General features: G+C 39.7%; 17 protein-coding genes. 8 read left to right on the top strand and 9 right to left on the bottom strand.

The features are described 5' to 3' along the window. The first annotated feature begins 2 nt into the window (after positions 1-2). The 7 genes from ligA (at position 3) to AC0VXV_RS17950 (ending at position 9,026) form a co-directional block, all read left to right on the top strand. Entirely contained in the window at positions 3-2,000 is a 1,998-nt protein-coding gene (gene ligA, locus AC0VXV_RS17980) for an NAD-dependent DNA ligase LigA (RefSeq protein ID WP_475529538.1), read from the top strand. An 18-nt stretch (positions 2,001-2,018) separates the two neighbouring features. After that, the gene (locus AC0VXV_RS17975; protein ID WP_475529537.1) at positions 2,019-3,194 is read left to right on the top strand and encodes a CamS family sex pheromone protein; all 1,176 of its coding nucleotides are present in this window, start codon (positions 2,019-2,021) and stop codon (positions 3,192-3,194) included. A 292-nt stretch (positions 3,195-3,486) separates the two neighbouring features. Next, positions 3,487-3,777 carry an Asp-tRNA(Asn)/Glu-tRNA(Gln) amidotransferase subunit GatC gene (gene gatC / locus AC0VXV_RS17970; RefSeq protein WP_079523753.1) on the top strand — a complete coding sequence of 97 codons (291 nt, stop codon included), beginning with the start codon at positions 3,487-3,489 and terminating at the stop codon, positions 3,775-3,777. Between the two features lie 17 nt (positions 3,778-3,794). After that, entirely contained in the window at positions 3,795-5,258 is a 1,464-nt protein-coding gene (gene gatA, locus AC0VXV_RS17965; RefSeq protein ID WP_475529536.1) for an Asp-tRNA(Asn)/Glu-tRNA(Gln) amidotransferase subunit GatA, read from the top strand. A gap of 1 nt (position 5,259) precedes the next feature. Continuing rightward, positions 5,260-6,705: an Asp-tRNA(Asn)/Glu-tRNA(Gln) amidotransferase subunit GatB gene (gatB, locus tag AC0VXV_RS17960; protein WP_008409014.1), complete on the top strand. Its 1,446-nt coding sequence runs from the start codon at positions 5,260-5,262 to the stop codon at positions 6,703-6,705. 137 nt (positions 6,706-6,842) lie between these two features. After that, complete coding sequence (gene nagA, locus AC0VXV_RS17955; protein ID WP_475529535.1) at positions 6,843-8,015, top strand: N-acetylglucosamine-6-phosphate deacetylase; 1,173 nt, start codon at positions 6,843-6,845, stop codon at positions 8,013-8,015. Between the two features lie 150 nt (positions 8,016-8,165). After that, the gene (locus tag AC0VXV_RS17950) at positions 8,166-9,026 is read left to right on the top strand and encodes an ROK family protein (protein ID WP_475529534.1); all 861 of its coding nucleotides are present in this window, start codon (positions 8,166-8,168) and stop codon (positions 9,024-9,026) included. Between the two features lie 55 nt (positions 9,027-9,081). Here the strand turns inward: AC0VXV_RS17950 and AC0VXV_RS17945 are convergent, their stop codons facing one another. The 5 genes from AC0VXV_RS17945 to AC0VXV_RS17925 form a co-directional block, all read right to left on the bottom strand. After that, complete coding sequence (locus AC0VXV_RS17945; protein ID WP_475529533.1) at positions 9,082-10,164, bottom strand: ABC transporter ATP-binding protein; 1,083 nt, start codon at positions 10,162-10,164, stop codon at positions 9,082-9,084. Between the two features lie 75 nt (positions 10,165-10,239). Continuing rightward, the gene (locus AC0VXV_RS17940; RefSeq protein ID WP_475529532.1) at positions 10,240-11,091 is read right to left on the bottom strand and encodes a helix-turn-helix domain-containing protein; all 852 of its coding nucleotides are present in this window, start codon (positions 11,089-11,091) and stop codon (positions 10,240-10,242) included. A gap of 81 nt (positions 11,092-11,172) precedes the next feature. Then, entirely contained in the window at positions 11,173-12,657 is a 1,485-nt protein-coding gene (gene putP, locus AC0VXV_RS17935; protein WP_475529531.1) for a sodium/proline symporter PutP, read from the bottom strand. An 89-nt stretch (positions 12,658-12,746) separates the two neighbouring features. Further along, the gene (locus tag AC0VXV_RS17930) at positions 12,747-13,721 is read right to left on the bottom strand and encodes a proline dehydrogenase family protein (RefSeq protein ID WP_475529530.1); all 975 of its coding nucleotides are present in this window, start codon (positions 13,719-13,721) and stop codon (positions 12,747-12,749) included. A gap of 301 nt (positions 13,722-14,022) precedes the next feature. After that, positions 14,023-15,318, bottom strand: coding sequence for an AAA-type ATPase lid domain-containing protein (locus tag AC0VXV_RS17925; RefSeq protein ID WP_475529529.1), 1,296 nt, complete (start codon positions 15,316-15,318; stop codon positions 14,023-14,025). A 168-nt stretch (positions 15,319-15,486) separates the two neighbouring features. Here AC0VXV_RS17925 and pruA point away from each other — a divergent pair, with 168 nt between their 5' ends. Then, entirely contained in the window at positions 15,487-17,031 is a 1,545-nt protein-coding gene (pruA, locus tag AC0VXV_RS17920; protein ID WP_475529528.1) for an L-glutamate gamma-semialdehyde dehydrogenase, read from the top strand. A gap of 87 nt (positions 17,032-17,118) precedes the next feature. Here the strand turns inward: pruA and AC0VXV_RS17915 are convergent, their stop codons facing one another. From AC0VXV_RS17915 to AC0VXV_RS17900, 4 genes are read right to left on the bottom strand one after another with little or no spacing between them, the layout of a single operon-like run. Next, entirely contained in the window at positions 17,119-18,027 is a 909-nt protein-coding gene (locus tag AC0VXV_RS17915; protein WP_079523726.1) for an ABC transporter ATP-binding protein, read from the bottom strand. Between the two features lie 2 nt (positions 18,028-18,029). After that, entirely contained in the window at positions 18,030-19,076 is a 1,047-nt protein-coding gene (locus AC0VXV_RS17910; protein ID WP_475529527.1) for an ABC transporter ATP-binding protein, read from the bottom strand. Positions 19,077-19,090: 14 nt separating this feature from the next. After that, entirely contained in the window at positions 19,091-20,023 is a 933-nt protein-coding gene (locus AC0VXV_RS17905; protein WP_475529526.1) for an ABC transporter permease, read from the bottom strand. Further along, on the bottom strand, positions 20,023-20,952 hold the full coding sequence (locus AC0VXV_RS17900) for an ABC transporter permease (RefSeq protein WP_008405519.1): 930 nt from the start codon (positions 20,950-20,952) through the stop codon (positions 20,023-20,025). The genes AC0VXV_RS17905 and AC0VXV_RS17900 overlap by 1 nt, the downstream gene beginning before the upstream one ends. Positions 20,953-21,047 lie beyond the last annotated feature (95 nt).

Genomic DNA, 21,047 nt, shown 5'->3' with positions numbered 1-21,047 from the left:
TGATGAATGAAATAGAACAAAGAATTGCGGAATTGAACAAGCTTCTTCATGAGTATGGCTTTGCGTATTATGTACTGGATAAACCGATAGTAGAAGATAGCGTATATGATCAGCTTTTACATGAACTTATCGCATTAGAAGAAGCAAATCCGGAATTTATTTATCCTGATTCTCCTACTCAGCGTGTCGGTGGTATGGTATTGGAAGGCTTTAAAAAGGTAACGCATGAAACAGCGATGCTCAGTTTGTCGAATGCTTTCAATGAAGAAGATTTGCGTGATTTTGACCGGAAAATCGAGCAGGCAATCGGTAAAAATTACTCGTATGTATGTGAACTGAAAATTGATGGTTTGGCCATATCTCTGCGCTATGAAAACGGGGTGTTTGTACAAGGTGCTACACGTGGTGACGGAACAGTAGGGGAAGACATTACAGCCAACCTGAAAACAATCCGTGCCATTCCTTTACGTTTAAAAGAACCAGTAACATTAGAAGTGCGCGGCGAAGCCTATATGCCAAAAAAATCTTTTGAGAAACTGAATGAACGTCGTGCCGAAAATGGAGAAGAGCTATTTGCAAATCCTCGAAACGCGGCAGCAGGATCGTTGCGTCAATTAGATCCGAAAATTGCGGCAAGCCGAAATTTATCGACGTTTATATATGCAGTTGGCGGGGACGGAGAAAGCTATGGCATCGACGGGCATTGGGAAATGCTCAAGTATTTGGAGGAGCTAGGTTTCCCATCAAATAAAGAGCGTGAGTATTGCGAAACTATTGAGGACGTTTTGGCGTTTATAGAAAAGTGGACAGAAGCGCGCCCAAATTTATCATATGAAATTGATGGTATCGTCATCAAAGTGAACCGCTATGCTCATCAGGATGAGCTTGGCTTTACAGCAAAATCGCCGCGCTGGGCAATTGCCTACAAATTCCCGGCTGAAGAAGTTATAACAAAATTATTGGATATTGAATTGACGGTAGGCCGCACGGGTGTTATTACTCCAACAGCGATTTTAACACCGGTACTTGTTGCGGGGACTACTGTAAGCCGTGCATCATTGCACAATGAAGACCTGATTCGTGAAAAGGACATTCGAATCGATGATACGGTCATCGTACGAAAAGCAGGGGATATTATTCCCCAAATTGTAGGAGTCGTTCTGGAGCAACGCCCGGATGACGCCGTACCGTATAAAATGCCGACACATTGTCCTGCTTGCGGTGAAGAAGTTGTACGTATTGATACTGATGTGGCATTACGCTGCGTTAACCCTCAGTGTCCTGCGCAAATTGCAGAAGGTGTGAAGCATTTCGTATCCCGTAATGCGATGAATATCGATGGTCTTGGCGAGAAGGTAGTCGAACAGCTGCTGCGCGAAGGCTATATTCAAGATGTAGCAGGACTTTATGAACTTACAGTAGAGCAGCTGATCAAACTGGAGCGAATGGGGCAAAAGTCGGCGACGAATTTAGTTGAAGCGCTTATTCAGTCAAAAGAAAATTCGCTGGAACGATTACTGTTCGGTCTTGGCATACGCCATGTTGGTGAAAAAGCAGCCAAGATTTTGGCAGCTCATTTTGAAACAATCGATGCACTAATGGTCGCTACTGAAGAGGAATTGAAAGATATTCATGAAATTGGTGATAAAATGGCTGAGTCGATTGTAGCGTATTTTGCAAACGAGCAGGTACAACAATTAATCGAACGCTTAAAAGGATTTGGCTTGAATATGTCCTATAAAGGCAAGAAAGTTGTCGTGGAAGCAGGGGCAAATCCTTTTGCAGGAAAAACAATTGTACTGACAGGTAAATTGCAGCAATTGACACGTAACGAAGCAAAGGCGAAAATAGAACAGTTAGGTGGTACGGTTGCAGGGAGTGTCAGTAAAAAAACAGACCTTGTAATTGTCGGAGAAGATGCAGGCTCGAAGCTTGAAAAAGCCCAAAGCTTAGGCATTGAAATTTGGGATGAAGTGCGCCTAATCGAACAATTAATATAGTAAAGGGGACTTGCTCTCATGAAACGTTATCGCTGGATACCTGCGATAATTGTAGCGGCGATGTTGTCAGCGTGTGCGCCAAACCTTACACCTGATACAGAACTGACGCAAGAATCAGATACAGAACAAGCTGTGGAAACAACAATTATCCCGAACATGCAAATAAACGATAAGTTTTATCGCACATTGATTCCTTATAAGGAAAGTGCAAGCCGTGGTTTAGTTGTTTCCAATATTTATACGAAGTACGATATGAAAGAAGTGGAAACAGGCTTAATGCGTATTTCACAAAATCATTTCGATACGGAAAACTACTATTTCCAGGAAGGTCAGTATTTAGATGAAGAAACATTGAAATACTGGTTAGCCCGTCCAAACCAAACAGAAGACAAAGGCCCGGAGTTACAAGGTCTAAACCCGTCAAGTGTGGATGAGGCGACAGGCAAGGAAATGGAACCTACTGTAAAGGCGACAGAAGCTCCGGTTTATTTGGCCCATATTGTGGAACAAAATTATTTAACAAAAACCGATGAGAACAAAGTAAAGCTGGCTGGTGTTTCAATTGGTTTAGCTTTAAATTCAGTTTACTATTATCAAAAAGAGCAGTATGGAGAATTTTTTGAACAAAAAATTCCCGATGCGAAAATAGATGCAGAAGGTAAAAAAATAGCGCAGGAAGTTATCAATCGATTGCGTGCCCGTCCGGAACTGGCAGATGTTCCGATTGTCATTGGTTTATTTAAACAAGCTGAAAGAAATGCGATTGTTCCAGGGACATATACTGACTATAACTTCGCGGATATAGGAAAAACAGAATTGGGTGAGTGGAAAGCGATCGATGAAAAATACGTTACTTTCCCGATGAGTTCGCCGGATGATGTATACCGAGACTTGAATACGAATTTCCAAAACTTCAAGCAAGATGTCGACAAATATTTCTCGAACTTCACGAGTGTATTTGCGACTGGATTTTACCAAAACAAAAAAGTCCAGAAGCTTGATATCGAAATCCCGATCCAGTTTTACGGAACAGCTGAAATTACAGGATTTACACAGTATTTGACCGGCTTAATGCTTAATCATTTACCTCTTGACCTGTATATTTCGGTGAGTATTACTTCTGTTAACGGACCTGAAGTACTAATTATTAAAGAACCGAATGAAGATAAGCCTTTTGTTCATATTTATGAGTAAAATCTTCCGAAAAATACCATACTTTTACGAGTGTGGTATTTTCTTTTTGCATAGGATATCTACTTCACTACGTTAATGCGTTAATTTGGCGAAAAATCGTCATAAGTGGGGGATTGTTTGCTGGATTTTTTCCTAAAGCGGAGATTTTTACTAGGAAAAATGTTATCATTATGGGCATGGTTTATGTAGAATCAGCGGGTATCCAAAACAATCACTGACTCCACATATAGACCCGGCGGATGATCCGATTTTGCCGAGGTATATTTGATTCGATAACTTGGAGGTGTAACAAATGGCAAACATTTCGAAAGAAGAAGTAAAACACGTAGCACACTTAGCTCGCCTTGCTATTACAGAAGAGGAAGCAGAGAAATTTGCTGAACAATTAGGTAAAATTACTGATTTCGCAGAGCAATTAAATGAGTTAGATACAACAAATGTAGAACCGACTTCACATGTTTTACCTTTAGTGAACGTACTTCGCGAGGACGTAGCAAAAGAAGGCTTACCTCTTGAAAAAGTAATGCTGAATGTAAAAGAACAAGAAGCAGGTCAAATTAAAGTACCATCAATTATGGAGTAATAGGAGGAACCACTCGCATGACAGTATTTGAGCGCACATCAGCACAATTGCAAGAGAGCTTAAAGTCGGGTGAACTAACAATTGCGGATTTAACAAAAGAAGCGTTTGACCGCATTGAAAAGTTGGACGGCGATGTACAAGCTTTCTTAGCATTAAATAAAGAACAAGCAACTGCAAAAGCAGCTGAATTAGATCAAGTTCCTTTTGAGGAGCGCGGTCCATTATTCGGTATGCCGATTGGCGTAAAGGATAACATCGTAACAGAAGGATTGGAAACAACTTGTGCTTCTAAAATTCTGGAAGGCTTTATGCCAATTTACGATGCAACAATCGTAAAAAAATTACGTGATGCAGGCATGATCACAGTCGGTAAATTGAACATGGATGAGTTCGCAATGGGTTCTTCAAACGAAAACTCTGCTTATAAAACAACTAAAAACCCATGGAACCTTTCGCATGTACCAGGTGGTTCTTCAGGTGCATCTGCAGCAGCAGTTGCAGCGGGTGAAGTACCATTTTCATTAGGTTCTGATACGGGTGGATCAATCCGTCAACCAGCAGCTTACTGTGGTGTTGTAGGAATGAAACCTACATACGGTCGTGTATCTCGTTTCGGTTTAGTTGCATTCGCATCTTCTTTAGACCAAATCGGACCAATTACACGCAATGTAAAAGACAATGCATTATTACTTGAAGCAATCTCAGGTGTAGACGAAATGGATTCTACTTCTGCAGATGTGCCGGTACCAAACTATGCAGCCGCTTTAGACGGCAATGTTAAAGGCTTAAAAATTGCTGTACCAAAAGAATTCCTAGGTGAAGGCGTTGGCGAAGCAGCAAAACAGTCGGTGCTAGATGCATTGGAAGTATTAAAAGGCTTAGGTGCTACAGTAGAAGAGGTATCTTTACCACACTCTAAATATGCATTAGCAGCTTATTACATTCTTTCTTCATCAGAAGCATCTTCAAACCTTTCACGTTTCGATGGTATTCGTTACGGCTACCGTTCAGAAAACGCGAAAAACTTATTGGAACTGTACAAACAATCTCGTGCTGAAGGTTTCGGCGATGAGGTAAAACGTCGTATTATGCTTGGAACATATTCATTATCAGCTGGTACGTATGATGCTTACTACAAAAAAGCACAACAAGCACGTACTCTAATCAAAGCTGATTACGACAAAGTGTTCGAAAACTATGATGTAATCATCGGGCCAACTGCACCAACACCAGCATTCGCTATTGGCGCAAACATTGATGACCCAATGACAATGTACGCAAACGATATTTTAACAATTCCAATCAACTTGGCTGGTGTACCGGCAATTTCAGTTCCATGCGGCTTTGAAAGCGGATTACCATTAGGTTTACAAATTATCGGTAAGCATTTCGATGAAGAAACACTTTACCGTGTGGCCTATGCTTATGAGCAACAGACAGATTTCGCTAAACAAACTCCAGCATTATGGGAGGTAAAATAAAATGAACTTTGAAACAGTCATTGGCTTAGAGATTCACGTTGAGTTAAAAACAAACTCAAAAATCTTCTCTAGCAGTCCAAACCACTTTGGTGCGGAACCAAACACAAATACAACAGTAATCGACCTTGGTTATCCAGGTGTTTTACCAGTATTAAATAAACAAGTAGTAGATTACGCTATGCGTGCTTCTTTAGCATTAAACATGGAAATCGAACAAGAAACTAAGTTCGACCGTAAAAACTACTTCTATCCGGACAATCCGAAAGCTTACCAAATTTCACAATTTGACAAGCCAATCGGTAAAAACGGTTGGGTAGAAATCGAAATTCCAGCTAAAGGTGACACACCGGGCTACAAAAAGAAAATCGGCATTACACGTCTTCACATGGAAGAAGATGCTGGTAAATTAACGCATGCTGATGGCTATTCTTTAGTGGACTTAAACCGTCAAGGTACGCCATTAGTAGAAATCGTTTCCGAGCCGGATATCCGCACGCCGGACGAAGCGTATGCTTATCTTGAAAAAGTAAAATCAATCATCCAATATACAGGCGTTTCTGACGTACGTATGGAGGAAGGTTCTCTTCGTTGTGATGCGAACATTTCAATCCGTCCATACGGTCAAGAAGAGTTCGGTACGAAAACTGAGCTTAAAAACTTGAACTCATTCAACTTTGTCCGTCGTGGTTTAGAGCACGAAGAAATCCGCCAAGCAGAAGTATTAATGGCTGGTGGCGTTATTGAGCAGGAAACACGCCGTTTTGATGAGAAAACAGGTAAAACAATTCTTATGCGTGTTAAAGAAGGTACAGATGATTACCGTTACTTCCCAGAGCCGGACTTAGTGCGTCTTTCAATTTCTGATGAATGGGTAGAGCGCGTACGTAACGAGATTCCAGAATTACCGGATGCTCGTAAAGCACGTTATGTTTCTGAATTAGGCTTAAATGATTATGATGCAAACGTACTTGTTGTAAACAAAGAGATTTCAGATTTCTTTGATGCAACTGTAAATGCAGGTGCTGATGCGAAATTATCAGCTAACTGGTTAATGGGTGATATTTCTGCATACTTAAATGCAGAACAAAAAGAGCTGAAAAATACAGCTCTAACACCTGAAAACTTGGCTGGTATGGTGAAATTAATTTCGGACGGTACAATTTCTTCTAAAATCGCGAAAAAAGTATTCACTGAGTTAGTAACGAATGGTGGAGACGCTGCGAAAATCGTGAAGGAAAAAGGCTTAGTTCAAATTTCTGATCCGGAAGTAATCCGTGGTTTCGTAACAACTGTTCTTGATAACGATGCAAAATCAGTAGAAGACTTCAAAGCTGGTAAAGACCGTGCGATTAAAGCACTTCTTGGCCAAATTATGAAAGCTTCTAAAGGTCAGGCAAACCCACAATTAACAAACCAAATCTTAATGGAAGAAATTAATAAACGTTAATTTTTTCTTAGAAACGGCAGTCCATTCTTAAATTGGACTGTCGTTTTATTTTGTTCTAAAAGGAATTTTCTTGAAAAATGACAAGTATAGGCTAATAATTGGGAATATATAAGGCGAGGTAGAGGAGGGGAATGTTCATGGAAAAAATATGGTGTATTGGACCACTCCAAATTGTGCGGGAACAGCGGATAGAAGAAGATTGTTACGCCGTTATTGAAGGCAAAAAAATAGTCCGGTTTTGTAAAAAAGACGAATTGCCTGAACAAATTGGTCTTGTGGAAACAAAGGCAGCGTATAAAATGATGCCGGGAATGATTGACCAGCATATTCACGGAATGTCCGGTGCTGATGTTATGGACGGAACGGAAAGCAGTCTAAATACAATCAGTAAGGCGCTTGCAAAATACGGGGTGACTACCTTTTTGGCTACAACGATGACTGCGGCAGAAACTCAGATCGAGCATGTTGTACAATCGATTGCCAATACGAAGAACAATGTAAGAGGTGCCAAAATTGCCGGCATACATTTAGAAGGTCCTTTCATTAACCCGATTCAAAAAGGTGCACAGTCCGATCGGTTTATAATAAAGCCTTCTGTAGAAATGTTTGACCATCTAAACGAGTCTTCCCAAAACGAAATTAAGCTTATTACACTAGCGGCAGAGTTAGATGAAGACCACAAGCTTGCAACGTACTTAAAAAATAAGGGGATTGTAGCATCAATCGGTCATTCTGATGCCAAATACGCTGAGACAAAGGCATTGTTGGAACAACAGCTTATTCAGAATGCCACTCATTTCTGTAATGGTATGAGGGGGATCCATCACCGGGAGCCAGGCTTGCAGGTCGCTTTACTGCAAAGTGAGTGTATGCTGGAAATCATTGCTGACGGATTTCATATTCATCCGGACATGATTCGCTTTATTTACGGAACGATTGGTGAAGACCGAATGATATTAATATCAGACAGTATGCGGGCAACCGAATTAGCAGACGGTATTTATGATTTAGGTGGACAACAAGTTCGTGTAGAAGAGGGCTTGTGTAAATTAGTCGGAAGTGATTTGCTTGCGGGAAGTACGCTCAATTTAAACAGGTCCAGAAAAAATATGAAAGAGTGGCTCGGATTATCAGATATGACACTGGCTAAGCTGACTGCAACAAACAGTGCAAAACTGTTAGGATTATTTGAAAATAAAGGGTCAATTGAAATTGGTAAAGATGCAGATTTTTATATCATAAATGAAAACGAAGATGTTCTATTGACAGTTTCAGAAGGGGAAATTATTTATGAAAAAAGTAAACACTAAGAAAGAATATCCTATACCTGTTTGCAAATGAAACATTATTGGACTTTTATCCGAAGTTTGGTTTGACATGCTTACCAGGCATGAAAGAGGAGGTCCGTAAAAACTAGAGTATGGAAAGACTACGGAATTTTTGTGAAGCAGGTGAACTAAATGTGGATTTTAAGTGCTGATATCGGAGGGACAAAATTAGCACTTGCTTTATCGAAGCAAGAACAGCCGGAAAAATTAATAAAGCAAATTGAAGTAAAGAGTCCCCAGCAATCGGAAGCATTATTTGAGGCAATTATTTCGGGTTTTCAAAGGCTTCTGGAAGATGAAGAGGGGGACGTTATAAAAGTTGCAGTCGGTCTACCGGGAATATTGGATTTACAACAAGGGCTTGTAGTCTTTCAGCAAAACTTGCCATGGCGTAATTTTCCGCTCGTCCAAAGACTTGAAATGGCATTTCCGAAAGCTCAAGTTTTTATGGAAACAGATATGATGACAGCGGCAAATGGAGAATATAAAATCCGTCATTTTGAAAAAGAGACATTCATTTATGTCACAATCAGTACAGGAATTGCATGCTGTATCATTCATGAAGGGAAGTTTTTAAGAGGTGCCGGAATTCCCGGAGAAATCGGTTTTTCGTTAACAAGCGCAGGTGCTTTTTTTGAAGAAGTATGTGCTGGACCTGGTTTATTAGAGAATTTACAGCTGCATACAAATGAAGAAGAAACATTACAGCAATTTTTTGACCGCTACTATGAAAAGGATGAACGTATTGTGCCGCTCATTCATGAATGGCAGCAAGAAATCGCTCAGAAGGTTCATAGTTTCATCCTATTGGTAGATCCGCATGTTGTTGTACTAGGCGGAGGAGTTATGAATCATCATCCGCAAATTGTGGATGAAATTTCCTGTTTAGTTGATCAGTATTTCAGCCTGCCATTCTTTGCACATAAAAAAGGCAGAGTGCAAGCAAGCTTAAATAAAGGTAATGCCGGACTAATAGGTGCAGCGCTGCTATAAAATTTAAAAGAAGCAGTCAGAATTTTTTCTGACTGCTCTTTTAATTATTTACTAATCAGCGAATCCGCATTTCAGTCGCCGGATCAAAGAAGTGAGCTTTAGATAAATTGAAGTTAAGTGAAAGCTCCTGCCCCATGGCAACATCTGCATCCGCATGTATTTTCCCTACAAATTGCTGGTCATCAATTGACGCATAAACAATCATTTCTGCACCGGTTAATTCGCTTACTTGCACTTTTGTTTTAACGATACTGCTTGAGTCTTGTTTATTGCCGTCATGAATATCTTCAGGGCGGATACCTAAAATAATTTCCCGGTTTGTATAGTTTTGTTCTTTTAAAACTTTTAATTTTTCTTCGGGAATACGAACTTTTTCGCTGGCGATCTCAAAATATTCTCCCACGACATTCCCGCGAAGGAAGTTCATAGCTGGCGAACCAATAAACCCGCCAACAAAAACATTTTCAGGTGTATCGTATACTTCGCGCGGCGTTCCGATTTGCTGAATGACACCATCTTTCATTACAACAATTCGTGAAGCCATCGTCATAGCTTCCGTCTGATCATGTGTAACATATATAGTCGTCGTATTTAAACGGTAATGGAGCTTCGTGATTTCAGAGCGCATTTGTACACGAAGTTTTGCATCCAAGTTCGATAATGGTTCATCCATTAAAAACAGTTTCGCATCACGAACAATGGCGCGTCCTAATGCAACACGCTGGCGCTGACCACCGGAAAGGGATTTTGGCTTTTTGTCCAATAATTCCGATAACCCTAAAATTGCAGCAGCTTCACGTACTTTTTTATCAATTTGATCTTTGGAGAATTTACGCAGCTTCAAGCCAAAAGCCATATTATCATATACATTCATATGCGGATAAAGAGCGTAGTTTTGGAACACCATTGCAATATCACGGTCTTTTGGCTCCACTTCATTCACTCGTTTGCCCTCGATGCGTAGTTCCCCTTCGGAAATCGATTCAAGTCCTGCCACCATCCGCAATGTCGTAGATTTCCCGCAACCTGAAGGACCAACAAGCACAAGAAATTCACCAGGTTCAACCTTTAAATGAAAATTTTCAACAGCTACATAGCCATCGGGATAACGTTTTACAAGGTGATCAAAATCTAACATAAAAAACCAGTCCCCCTTTTTTCATATTATAAAAGATTAAGAGGGTGCTGCCTTTGTGCAATGTGCTTAAAATTTTCAGGGATATTTTGTCAGTTTATTCAATTGTGCTGCTAAATAGGCTAATAACAGATCGTCACTGCGCTTTAAGTCCAATGAAGTTTCTTCAAAATACCGCTGTGTACGATATAACAACGTATTGCGGTGTATATGTAATTCTTTTGCGGCTGAGGACATATTACCATTATGGGAAAATAGCGTTGTAATAGTAGTGATCATTTCATCGTTTAAATTATTGAACAGTGTATGCTGCAAGTATTGTTGTAACGGCAGATTTAAATGCAAAGGCAATAAAGTCAGGAAGCATTCAGAAAATGTATAAATCGTTTGATGTTGCCGTTCTAAAATGGCCTGAAACATTTTTTGCTCAGATGAGAAAGATTGGTGGAGCATTTCAGAAACCGGCAGTATTTGACCTATGAAAAGTTGTCCGTGCAAATAGAAGTCATTTTCCAGTATTGCAATAAAACCTTCCAGTTCTTCCCGTGAATAATTTTTAAACAAAATAATCCAGAAAATAGTAGGAGAAACCTCAAGAAGATAAGCATCATGCATAAAGAAAAGTTCGATAGCATATTTTAATTGCTCGGCATCATTATTGATATGATATTGTAAAATTCGAATTGAAGAGTAAGTGGCTGGCTTTGGAACAACACCTTGTGTCAATAATAGTAACCATGGATCCGTTTGTTCACTACATTCATGATAAAAATGCTTTAATAATAGAGCGTCCCTTTCTGTTATTTCGCTTTTGGCGATTTCATACCAGCATGCATTAGGTGAATCATAAAAGATCGTTGTTGCAGAATTATGGGCTGTCGGGTATGTATGATGTTGCTTAAGGGAAGGGAATAGTTGTGCGAGTTGCATAAAATAACCTCCATCAAGAATATTTATGGATATTGAAAAAAACGGTATATCTTTATAAAAGATCATACCGTTTTATTGTTACTATTGCTCTTCTTTTAAAATACGTTGAGTTTCATTGAACTCTTCTTCGATTTCCGCATTTGGTTTATACGTCAACATACTTACTACGACTGCAACGACTAAACACGCGATAAAGCCAGGTACAATCTCATAAAGCATGCTTGTTAAACTATCCGTACGTCCCCAAACGAATGCAACTGCGGCACCGGCAACCATTCCGGCAAGTGCACCGTAGTTTGTAAGCTTGCGCCAGAATAGAGATAGTAAAATGATTGGACCAAATGCTGCACCGAAACCGGCCCATGCGAATGCTACCAGTCCTAAAATTGTGCTTTCAGGATTCCAGGCAACAATTGCCGCAAAGATAGATACGAATAGTACAGCGACACGACCTAAAAATACGTAATGTTTATCTGTCGCAGTTTTATTGAATAAAGCTTTATAAATATCTTCAATAAGTGCTGAAGAAGTAACGATTAATTGTGACGAAATTGTACTCATAACTGCTGCTAAAATTGCTGCAAGTACAATCCCTGCGATGAACGGATGGAATAAAATTTGCCCCAGTACAATAAATACCGTTTCCGGATCTTTTAATTCCGTACCTTGTTGCTGGAAGTATGCTACACCAACTAGTGCTGTTGCAATCGCACCTAGCAAACTGAAAATCATCCAGCCGATTCCGATACGACGCGCACTCTTTGTTTCTTTTACAGATGTGATTGCCATAAAGCGTACAATAATATGTGGCTGACCGAAGTAGCCAAGCCCCCATGCAAGGGAAGAAATAACTGCCGCTGCTGTAACGGTAGATGGAAGTAGGCTGAACATTTCGGGATCCACAGATTTAATGGAATCGACAGTTTCTCCAATACCACCTGTTAAAAAGATTCCGAATACAGGCACTGCAATTAATGTAATTACCATAATAAGACCTTGAATTACATCCGTATAACTAACAGCCAGGAATCCGCCAAATAAAGTGTAAGCGACAACTACTGCAGATACGAATAAAAGACCTGTATGATAATCCATTCCGAATGAGCTTTCGAAGAACTTACCACCCGATACCATTCCGGAAGATACATAGAATGTAAAGAATACTAAAATGATAATTCCGGATGCGATACGTAATAGTTTTGTGTTATCACGTAAACGGTTATCCAAATAACTTGGAATTGTAATGGAATCCTTTGTTACTTGTGTATAAACACGTAAACGAGGTGCAACTAGTAACCAGTTTAAATAAGCACCGATTGTTAATCCGATTGCAATCCAAGCTTCCACAAGTCCTGATAAATAGATTGCACCTGGAAGTCCCATTAACAGCCAGCCCGACATATCCGCTGCACCGGCACTTAATGCTGTTACAGCTGCACCGAGACCGCGCCCGCCTAACATATAGTCTGTAAGGTTGCTAGTTTTTCGGAAGGCATACCAGCCAATACCGAGCATCGCAATCATGTAAAGAATAATGGCCAACAACTGATAGCTATAATCTGACATAAAGACAACTCCTTTATTGATAATTTTTGACTAGTTTAACATGTTGCAATAGATGTTCGTCAACGCAATAAAATATGGCGCATCTGTACTTATCTATACTTTTTAGACATACGTCCAGCTAAAAACGCACCGGCTGCAACAGCTAAAATTGTATTTGTTTTTTTTGTGAATACTTGTTTTGTGACAAGAGTCAGGTTTTGCGGGCGTTCAGCTAAACGACGCATAAAGTAGCCATACCAATCATTACCAAACGGTACATACGTACAGAAGTTGTATCCTTCTTTTGCAAGACTCAACTGCATTTCTTTACGGAAGCCATAAAGCATTTGGAACTCAAATTTATCATTCGGAATATTATGCCTTTCGACAAATTGTTTTACATGATTAATTACATTGTGGTCATGTGTTGCAATCGAAGTGAATTTGCCATGTAGTAAATGGTATTCAATTTGCTCAATAAACTTGCGGTCAATATCGGCTTTATTTTGATAAGCGACAGACTCGTCTTCTTTGTAAGCACCTTTTACGAGACGTAAACGGTAATCTTTAAAACGTTCGACATTTTCATCTGACTCGAAAAAGTATGCTTGAATTACTGTACCAACATTATCGTATTCAGCATGGATTTTTTCCAAAAGCTCAAATGAAGGGTGAAGACGAGCATAGTTTTCCATATCAAAGTTAACAAAAATCTGATATTCATTTGCCAATGCAACGATCTCTCTTAAATTTTCATAGCTAAATTCAAAATCAATATCCAACCCTAACTGAGAAGGTTTTAAAGAAATATGTGCATCAAGATTTTCACTGTGAATGCGTTCGATTACGGCCAAAATTTGCTTTTTTGCAGCAAGCGCAGCAGACTTTTCAAACACAAATTCCCCTAGATTATCGACAGTGCAAGAAATACCTTGTGCATTTAAATGCTTGATGCTTTCTATAACTTCATCGATATTTGTACCTGCAACGACACTTTGCGCACCCAGCTTAAATCCGTATTTTTGAGCTGCAGAATTTAATGTTTGATTCTCTGAAAGTGCGATAAAAAAATCTTTTAATGACATTTTAATCAATCCCCCTGCGATAAAAAAAGTATTTTAATGTTATTGACGTGAGTATAAAACAAAAAATTCAAAAAAGGAAATAAAATTTGAGAGGATTAATGTTTGCTAGAAGGAAAAGCGAGAAACAGCAACGGTTTTTGATGCAAAAAAATTTTGCTGAAATACTTTATTGAAACGTTTACATGCTCTAAAAAACATTATTTATAAAACGTGCAAAATAATATTGCACTTTGGGAAATGAAAAACAGACCCATATAGTGTGGGTCTGTTAAATGGTAATTAATAGAATATATTTCCATTTTTACTTGCGTTTTAAACGATATTGCAATCCTTGACGGTGGATGCCTAGTGCTTTAGCTGTTTGTGATATATTTCCATCATTCAGCTGTAAGGCGTGTGAAATATAATAATCCTCAACTTTACGCATATATTCATCAAGAGGCTGCAATGTTTGTCCGGAGAAGTCGAATAATTTTTGCTGCTCGGAAGTAGTTGGCTCGGCTTGTTGGAGCTTCCACTTGAAATATGCTGGAATATGTATAAGTTCCACATATTCTTCTGTTGTAAGTAATGCACTAATATCATCCAGTAACACTTCAAGTTCTTTCAAATTTCCTGGCCAGTCATAGTTCAGAAATATTTCTTCGATCTCTGGTGCCAGACCTTTCACCGGGCTGCCGTATGCAATGCGTCGGCGAGCGAAATAATCATCCACAAAAGGCTTAATGTCTTCACGGCGCTCACGCAATGCCGGCACTTGAATTGTTAAGTTAGAAAATAAGTAATACAGATTTTTGGAAAGATGACCTTTCTGAATTAAATCAATCGGATCTTCACCAATACTTGCAATAAATACATGGTTACGTTCGGAATGTTTCTCCAGAAGCTCCACGATACGGTTCTGTGCTTCATCTGATAAAAACTCAATCCGCTCCGCAAAAAACGTATAGTTTTTTTCCTCGGCAATATATTTTTCAATTTGAGCGAGCAATGTTTCTTCATTGCGGCGGCAAATAAGTGTAATAAAGCGTTCATTTTTTTCTGCCAGCTCATGATGAATACCTTCTGCAATCATATCTTTCCCTGTCCCTGATTCACCGACAAGCATTACCGGAATACGACCTAGCGCGGCAATTTTGGCTTGCTGGATTACTTGCTTCATCGATTTTGAGACAGCTGTAATAATATCAAAAGTTAATGGAGCACCGTAACGACTTAAAGGACGATCCATTAAAAACTCCTGCTGTGTAATATCACGGGAAAATTGAATAGCGATTTTCGTACCGTCGTTAAGGGTATATGGATAATAGTCATTCATCATTGTGACTTCTTCACCACGGGCATTCCAGAACGTTTGCTTGATATGCTTGAAACTTTGACCCGAAGCTAAAACTTTTTGCAGCATATTTTGCTCCAAGTTAAAGTCAAGTGACTGGGATAAAAAGCGCTGCGTAATTTGTTCAAGTGATTCACCAGTAAGTTCGCGCATTTTTTTGTTGTAAACGATGACTCGTCCATTTTCGTCAATAGCGCAAAGACCGGTTTCTATTTTTTCTATCATAAATTCAAAAACACTAGAGCCATCTAGTTGATTCATGCGGTGTAACCCCCTCCATTTTATTTTAGCATGGGAATGTAAAAATGAGATAATTTGCGTAATTTAGAAAAAATAATTGATTTAAGCATTATTATATTGCATAATTCAAATTAAGAAACATAATATGATGCAAAAAAATATTGCACTTAATATCGGAGGTAATGATAAATGATTAACTATAAACATGAACCATTTACAGATTTCTCGGTAGAAGAAAACAAGCAAGCTTATTTGGAAGCGCTTAAAAAAGTAGAATCACAGCTTGGTGCCGACTATCCTCTAATTATCGGCGGCGAACGTATTACGACAGAAGAAAAAATTGTATCATATAACCCGGCAAAGAAAACAGAAGTGATCGGGTCTGTTTCAAAAGCTTCAAAAGACTTGGCTGAAAAGGCAATGCAAGAAGCGGATAAAGCATTCAGATCATGGAAAAAAGTTAAACCAGAAATTCGTGCAGACGTATTATTCAAAGCAGCGACAATTATCCGCCGCCGCAAGCATGAGTTTTCTGCATGGTTAACGAAAGAAGCAGGTAAGCCATGGAATGAAGCGGATGCAGATACTGCAGAAGCAATCGACTTTTTAGAATATTACGGCCGTCAAATGCTGGAAATGAAAGATGGACGTAAAGTAGAAAGCCGTCCAAATGAATACAACCGTTATGATTATATTCCACTAGGGATCGGGATTGTTATTTCACCTTGGAACTTCCCGTTTGCTATTATGGCAGGTACAACTGTAGCAGCTGTTGTTACTGGTAACACAGTATTATTAAAGCCAGCATCAACAACGCCGGTTGTCGCTTATAAGTTTATTGAAGTGCTTGAAGAAGCAGGTTTACCAAAAGGCGTAGTAAACTTCGTACCTGGTAGTGGGGCAGAAGTAGGGGACTACTTAGTAGACCACCCGAAAACACGCTTCATCAGCTTTACAGGTTCTCGTGATGTCGGCTTACGTATTAACGAACGTGCATCAAAATTAAGTCCAGGTCAAATTTGGATTAAACGTGTTATCGCTGAAATGGGCGGTAAAGATACAATTGTTGTAGATAAAGATGCAGATTTAGAGTTAGCTGCACAGTCCATTGTAAAATCAGCTTTCGGTTTCTCAGGACAAAAGTGTTCAGCATGTTCACGTGTAGTAATCGTAAAAGATGTATATGATCAAGTTGTAAACCGTGTGGAAGAGTTAACGAAATCATTAACAATCGGTGACCCTTCAGACAATAACAACTTTATGGCGACAGTAATCGATTCAGCAGCATTCAAAAAAATCAGTGAGTATATTGAAATCGGTAAAACAGAAGGCCGTTTAGTTGCTGGTGGTACTGCAGATGATTCTGTTGGTTACTTCGTACACCCGACAGTATTTGCCGATGTTGATCCGGAAGCACGTATTATGAAAGAAGAAATATTCGGTCCAGTTGTAGCAATTACAAAAGCAGATTCATTTGAAGAAGCGATTGATATTGCAAACAACACGGAATACGGCTTAACAGGTGCTGTTATTACAAATGACCGTATGAACTTAGAGTATGCTCGCGAAGAGTTCCATGTTGGAAACCTTTATTTCAACCGCGGCTGTACAGGAGCAATCGTTGGTTACCAACCATTTGGCGGCTTCAACATGTCAGGTACTGACTCTAAAGCAGGCGGACCAGATTATTTAACATTGCATATGCAAGCGAAAACAACATCAGAAGCATTTTAATTATTAAGTAATAGTCATTGGAAATTTCCTTTTATATAGAAAGAACTCCTTCACATTGCCTCGTGAAGGAGTTTTTGTTTTGTTCTATTATTTAGCCCAGTCTTTTACTTGTGCATCTGTGCCAAAGACGAAATGACCAGGGCGGGCTTCGATAACTTTAGCTGCCGGATCATGTTCAACATGCTTGTACGGAATACGTGTACGGTTGCGTTCATAAGCCGGATCTGGCTGAGGAACAGCAGATAATAGAGACTTCGTATAAGGGTGGATTGGATTGTTATAAATCTCATCGGCACTTCCAAGTTCTAAAATCTTTCCGCGATACATAACCGCGATTCGGTCTGATATATACTTTACCATTGATAAATCATGCGCGATGAATAAATAAGTTAACCCACGTTCTTTTTGAAGCTGCTTCAGCAAGTTTACAACCTGTGCCTGGATAGAGACATCAAGCGCGGAAATCGGTTCATCTGCAATAATGAAGCTTGGATCTAGACTAAGTGCACGGGCAATACCGATACGTTGACGCTGACCACCAGAAAACTCGTGGGCATAACGGTTAGCATGCTCACGTGTCAGTCCAACTGCTTCCAGCAATTCACCGATACGAGCTTGGCGTTCTTTTTTATTTTTATACAGACCATGGATGTCAAAGCCTTCTGCAATTAATTCACCGGCCGTCATACGAGGATTTAAACTCGCATAAGGGTCCTGGAAAATCATTTGCATTTCACGGTTGAATTGCATTAATTCTTTTCGAGATTTCATTTCTGAAATGTTCTTGCCTTTAAAGGTAATTTGACCTTCTGTAATATCGTAAAGGCGGATAATCGAGCGACCAGTCGTTGATTTACCGCAGCCTGACTCCCCGACTAAACCTAATGTTTCGCCTTCATACACATCAAAGGAGATACCATCAATCGCTTTAATCGGCTGTTTAGCAGTGCCAAAATACTGTTTTAAGCCTTGTACTTCTAATATTTTATTTGCCATAATTACATGCCCTCCTGTTGATAGCCTTTAATACGGCGTGCTACCGCATCAGGAACAGGCATTTTTGGTGCATCAGGGTGCAGTAGCCAAGTTTTTGCATAGTGTGTATCCGATACTTTAAACATTGGCGGTTCCATTTCGAAATCGATTTTCATTGCAAACTCGTTACGAGGGGCAAATGCATCGCCTTTAGGTGGATCGATTAAGTTTGGCGGTGAACCCGGAATCGCCATTAACAGCTCATCGGTAGAGTTGTTTAAGTCCGGCATAGAGCCAAGCAGTCCCCAAGTATAAGGGTGCTGCGGATTGTAGAAAATATCTTCCACAGTACCGTACTCAACGATTTGACCGGCATACATTACCGCAACTCGGTCCGCAACATTTGCTACAACACCTAAATCGTGTGTAATGAAAATAATTGATGTATTTGATTTCTTTTGAAGTTCTTTCATCAGCTCTAAAATTTGGGCCTGAATTGTTACATCAAGCGCTGTTGTTGGCTCATCGGCAATTAATAGCTTCGGATCCGCTGCTAGTGCGATGGCGATAACAACACGTTGACGCATCCCGCCTGATAGTTCATGAGGGTAAGCTTTATAACGTTTTTCAGGGAAAGGGATACCTACTTGATCAAGTAACTCAACCGCACGTTTTTTTGCTTCGTCCTTATTTGTAACTTTTTTATGCTTTAGAAGCACTTCGGTAATTTGCGTACCGATACGCATTGTTGGGTTTAATGCAGTCATTGGATCCTGGAAAATCATTGATATATCATTTCCGCGAACTTTCATCATTTCTTTTTCCGATAAAGGGATAATATTGCGACCATTGAAGTTAATCTCACCACCGGCATAAATACCAGGTGGCTGTGGAATTAACTTCATTAGTGCATTACTCGTTACTGATTTTCCGGAACCGGATTCACCAACGATTGCTAATGTTTCGCCTTCGTATAATTCAAAGCTTACTCCGCGTACGGCTTGTACAACACCAGCGTACGTTTTGAAATTAATACGTAAGTCGTTTACTTCTAATACTTTTTTCTTCATTGCGTACACTCTCCTTATTTACGTAATTTCGGATCAAGTGCGTCACGTAAGCCGTCTCCAACTGCGTTAAATGCGAAAATTGTAATCGAGATTAAAGCTGCAGGGAACAATAATCGCCATGGTGCAGATTGAAGTGCTTTGAAACCTTCAGAGGCCATCGTACCCCAGCTGGCTAAAGGAGCCTGAACCCCTAAACCTAAGTAGCTTAAGAAACTCTCTGTGAAAATTGCACTTGGAATAGTCATTGTCATTGTTACTAAAATAGCACCCATTGCATTTGGGATTAAGTGACGTTTAATGATGTGCCATTGATTTGCGCCTAATGTACGAGCAGCAAGTACGTACTCCTGATTTTTAATTTTCAGTACTTCACTTCGTACAATTCGCGCCATGTTTACCCAACCTGTAATAGAAAGGGCGATAATCATAGGAACTAAACCAGGCTCCATAATTACCAATAAAATAATTACTACTAATAAATAAGGGATTGCCGTTAATACGTCTGCGATACGCATCATAATGTTATCGACACGACCACCTGCCAAACCTGCAATACTTCCCCATAAAACACCGATAATTAAATCAATTACAGCGGCAGTGATACCGATGAATAATGAAATTCGGGCACCTTCCCATGCACGTACGAAAATATCACGCGCAAGGTCATCCGTACCGAACCAATGTGTTGCGGAAGGAGCGGTATTGTAAAATCCGACATTCTGTTCATACGTATAAGAAGAGAACATCGGCGCAAAAGTTGCAAATCCTGCAATTATAATAAGAAGGATTAACCCGACTACAGCTAACTTGTTATGAGAGAAGCGATAAAATACTTCTTTCCAATAAGATACTTGCTTTTTAGAAAGGGCATCTGTATTTTCTGAACGACCGACAACATCGAACATGTCAGCTGATACTTTTGGTATTTGCTGTTCGTTTTGAGCCATTATTTTTTCGCTCCTTTCAATTTAATACGTGGATCGATGACACTGTATAAAATGTCTACGATTAATACAGCCAGTAATAAAATTAATGAATAGAACACAGTCGTACCCATAATTACCGTATAGTCACGGTTTGTAATACTTGTTACGAAATGGCGGCCAAGTCCTGGCACCGCAAAAATCTGTTCAATGACGAACGAACCTGTAATAACACCGGCAAATAGTGGACCTAAATACGTTACAACCGGCAATAATGCATTACGTAAAGAGTGCTTGAACACGATTGTCCATTTTCCTAGACCTTTTGCACGAGCAAGCTTTACATACTCACTATTGTTTTGCTCCAACATACTAGAACGCGTAAGTTTAGCGATAAATCCGGCATGGGTAACTGCGATTGCCAGCGAAGGTAAAATTGTATAGGCAAATCCTTTCCAGCCACTTACCGGGAACCAGCCAGCTTCAAATGCCAAGTAATACTGTAAGAGTCCGGCTAAAATGAATGAAGGAACTGAAATCCCCAAAATTGCAAAAATTGTCGCGGCATAATCTCCGAAGCGATTATGATACAGTGCAGAAACAACACCGAGTAAAACCCCAAGCCCAATAGCTAAAACCATCGCCTGGAGACCTAAAGCAAGGGATACAGGGAAGCTTTCTGCGATAATGTCATTTGTGGAACGGCCTTTGTATTTCATCGACTCCCCAAAATCAAATGTCATCGTGTCTACTAAATAGTCTTTATATTGGATATACCAAGGATTATCCAACCCGTATTTCGCGTTTAACTGTTCTTCGATAGCAGGTGGCAATTCACGTTCGCTCGTAAACGGGCTACCGGGAGCAAGCTGCATTAAGAAGAACGTCGCTGTAATAATTAAGTACATTGCAAGTACGATATAGAGTAATCGTTTAATAATAAAGTTAAGCAATGTCCGTACCTCCTTTTTATACTATTTTGAAAATTTAATAAAACTATGAAAGGGAGTGCCCGAAATATAATTTCGAGGCACTCCCTATTTACGAT

The sequence above is a fragment of the Solibacillus sp. iso_87 genome (genome assembly GCF_056173085.1).
This window is presented reverse-complemented; position numbering and strand designations above follow the sequence as displayed.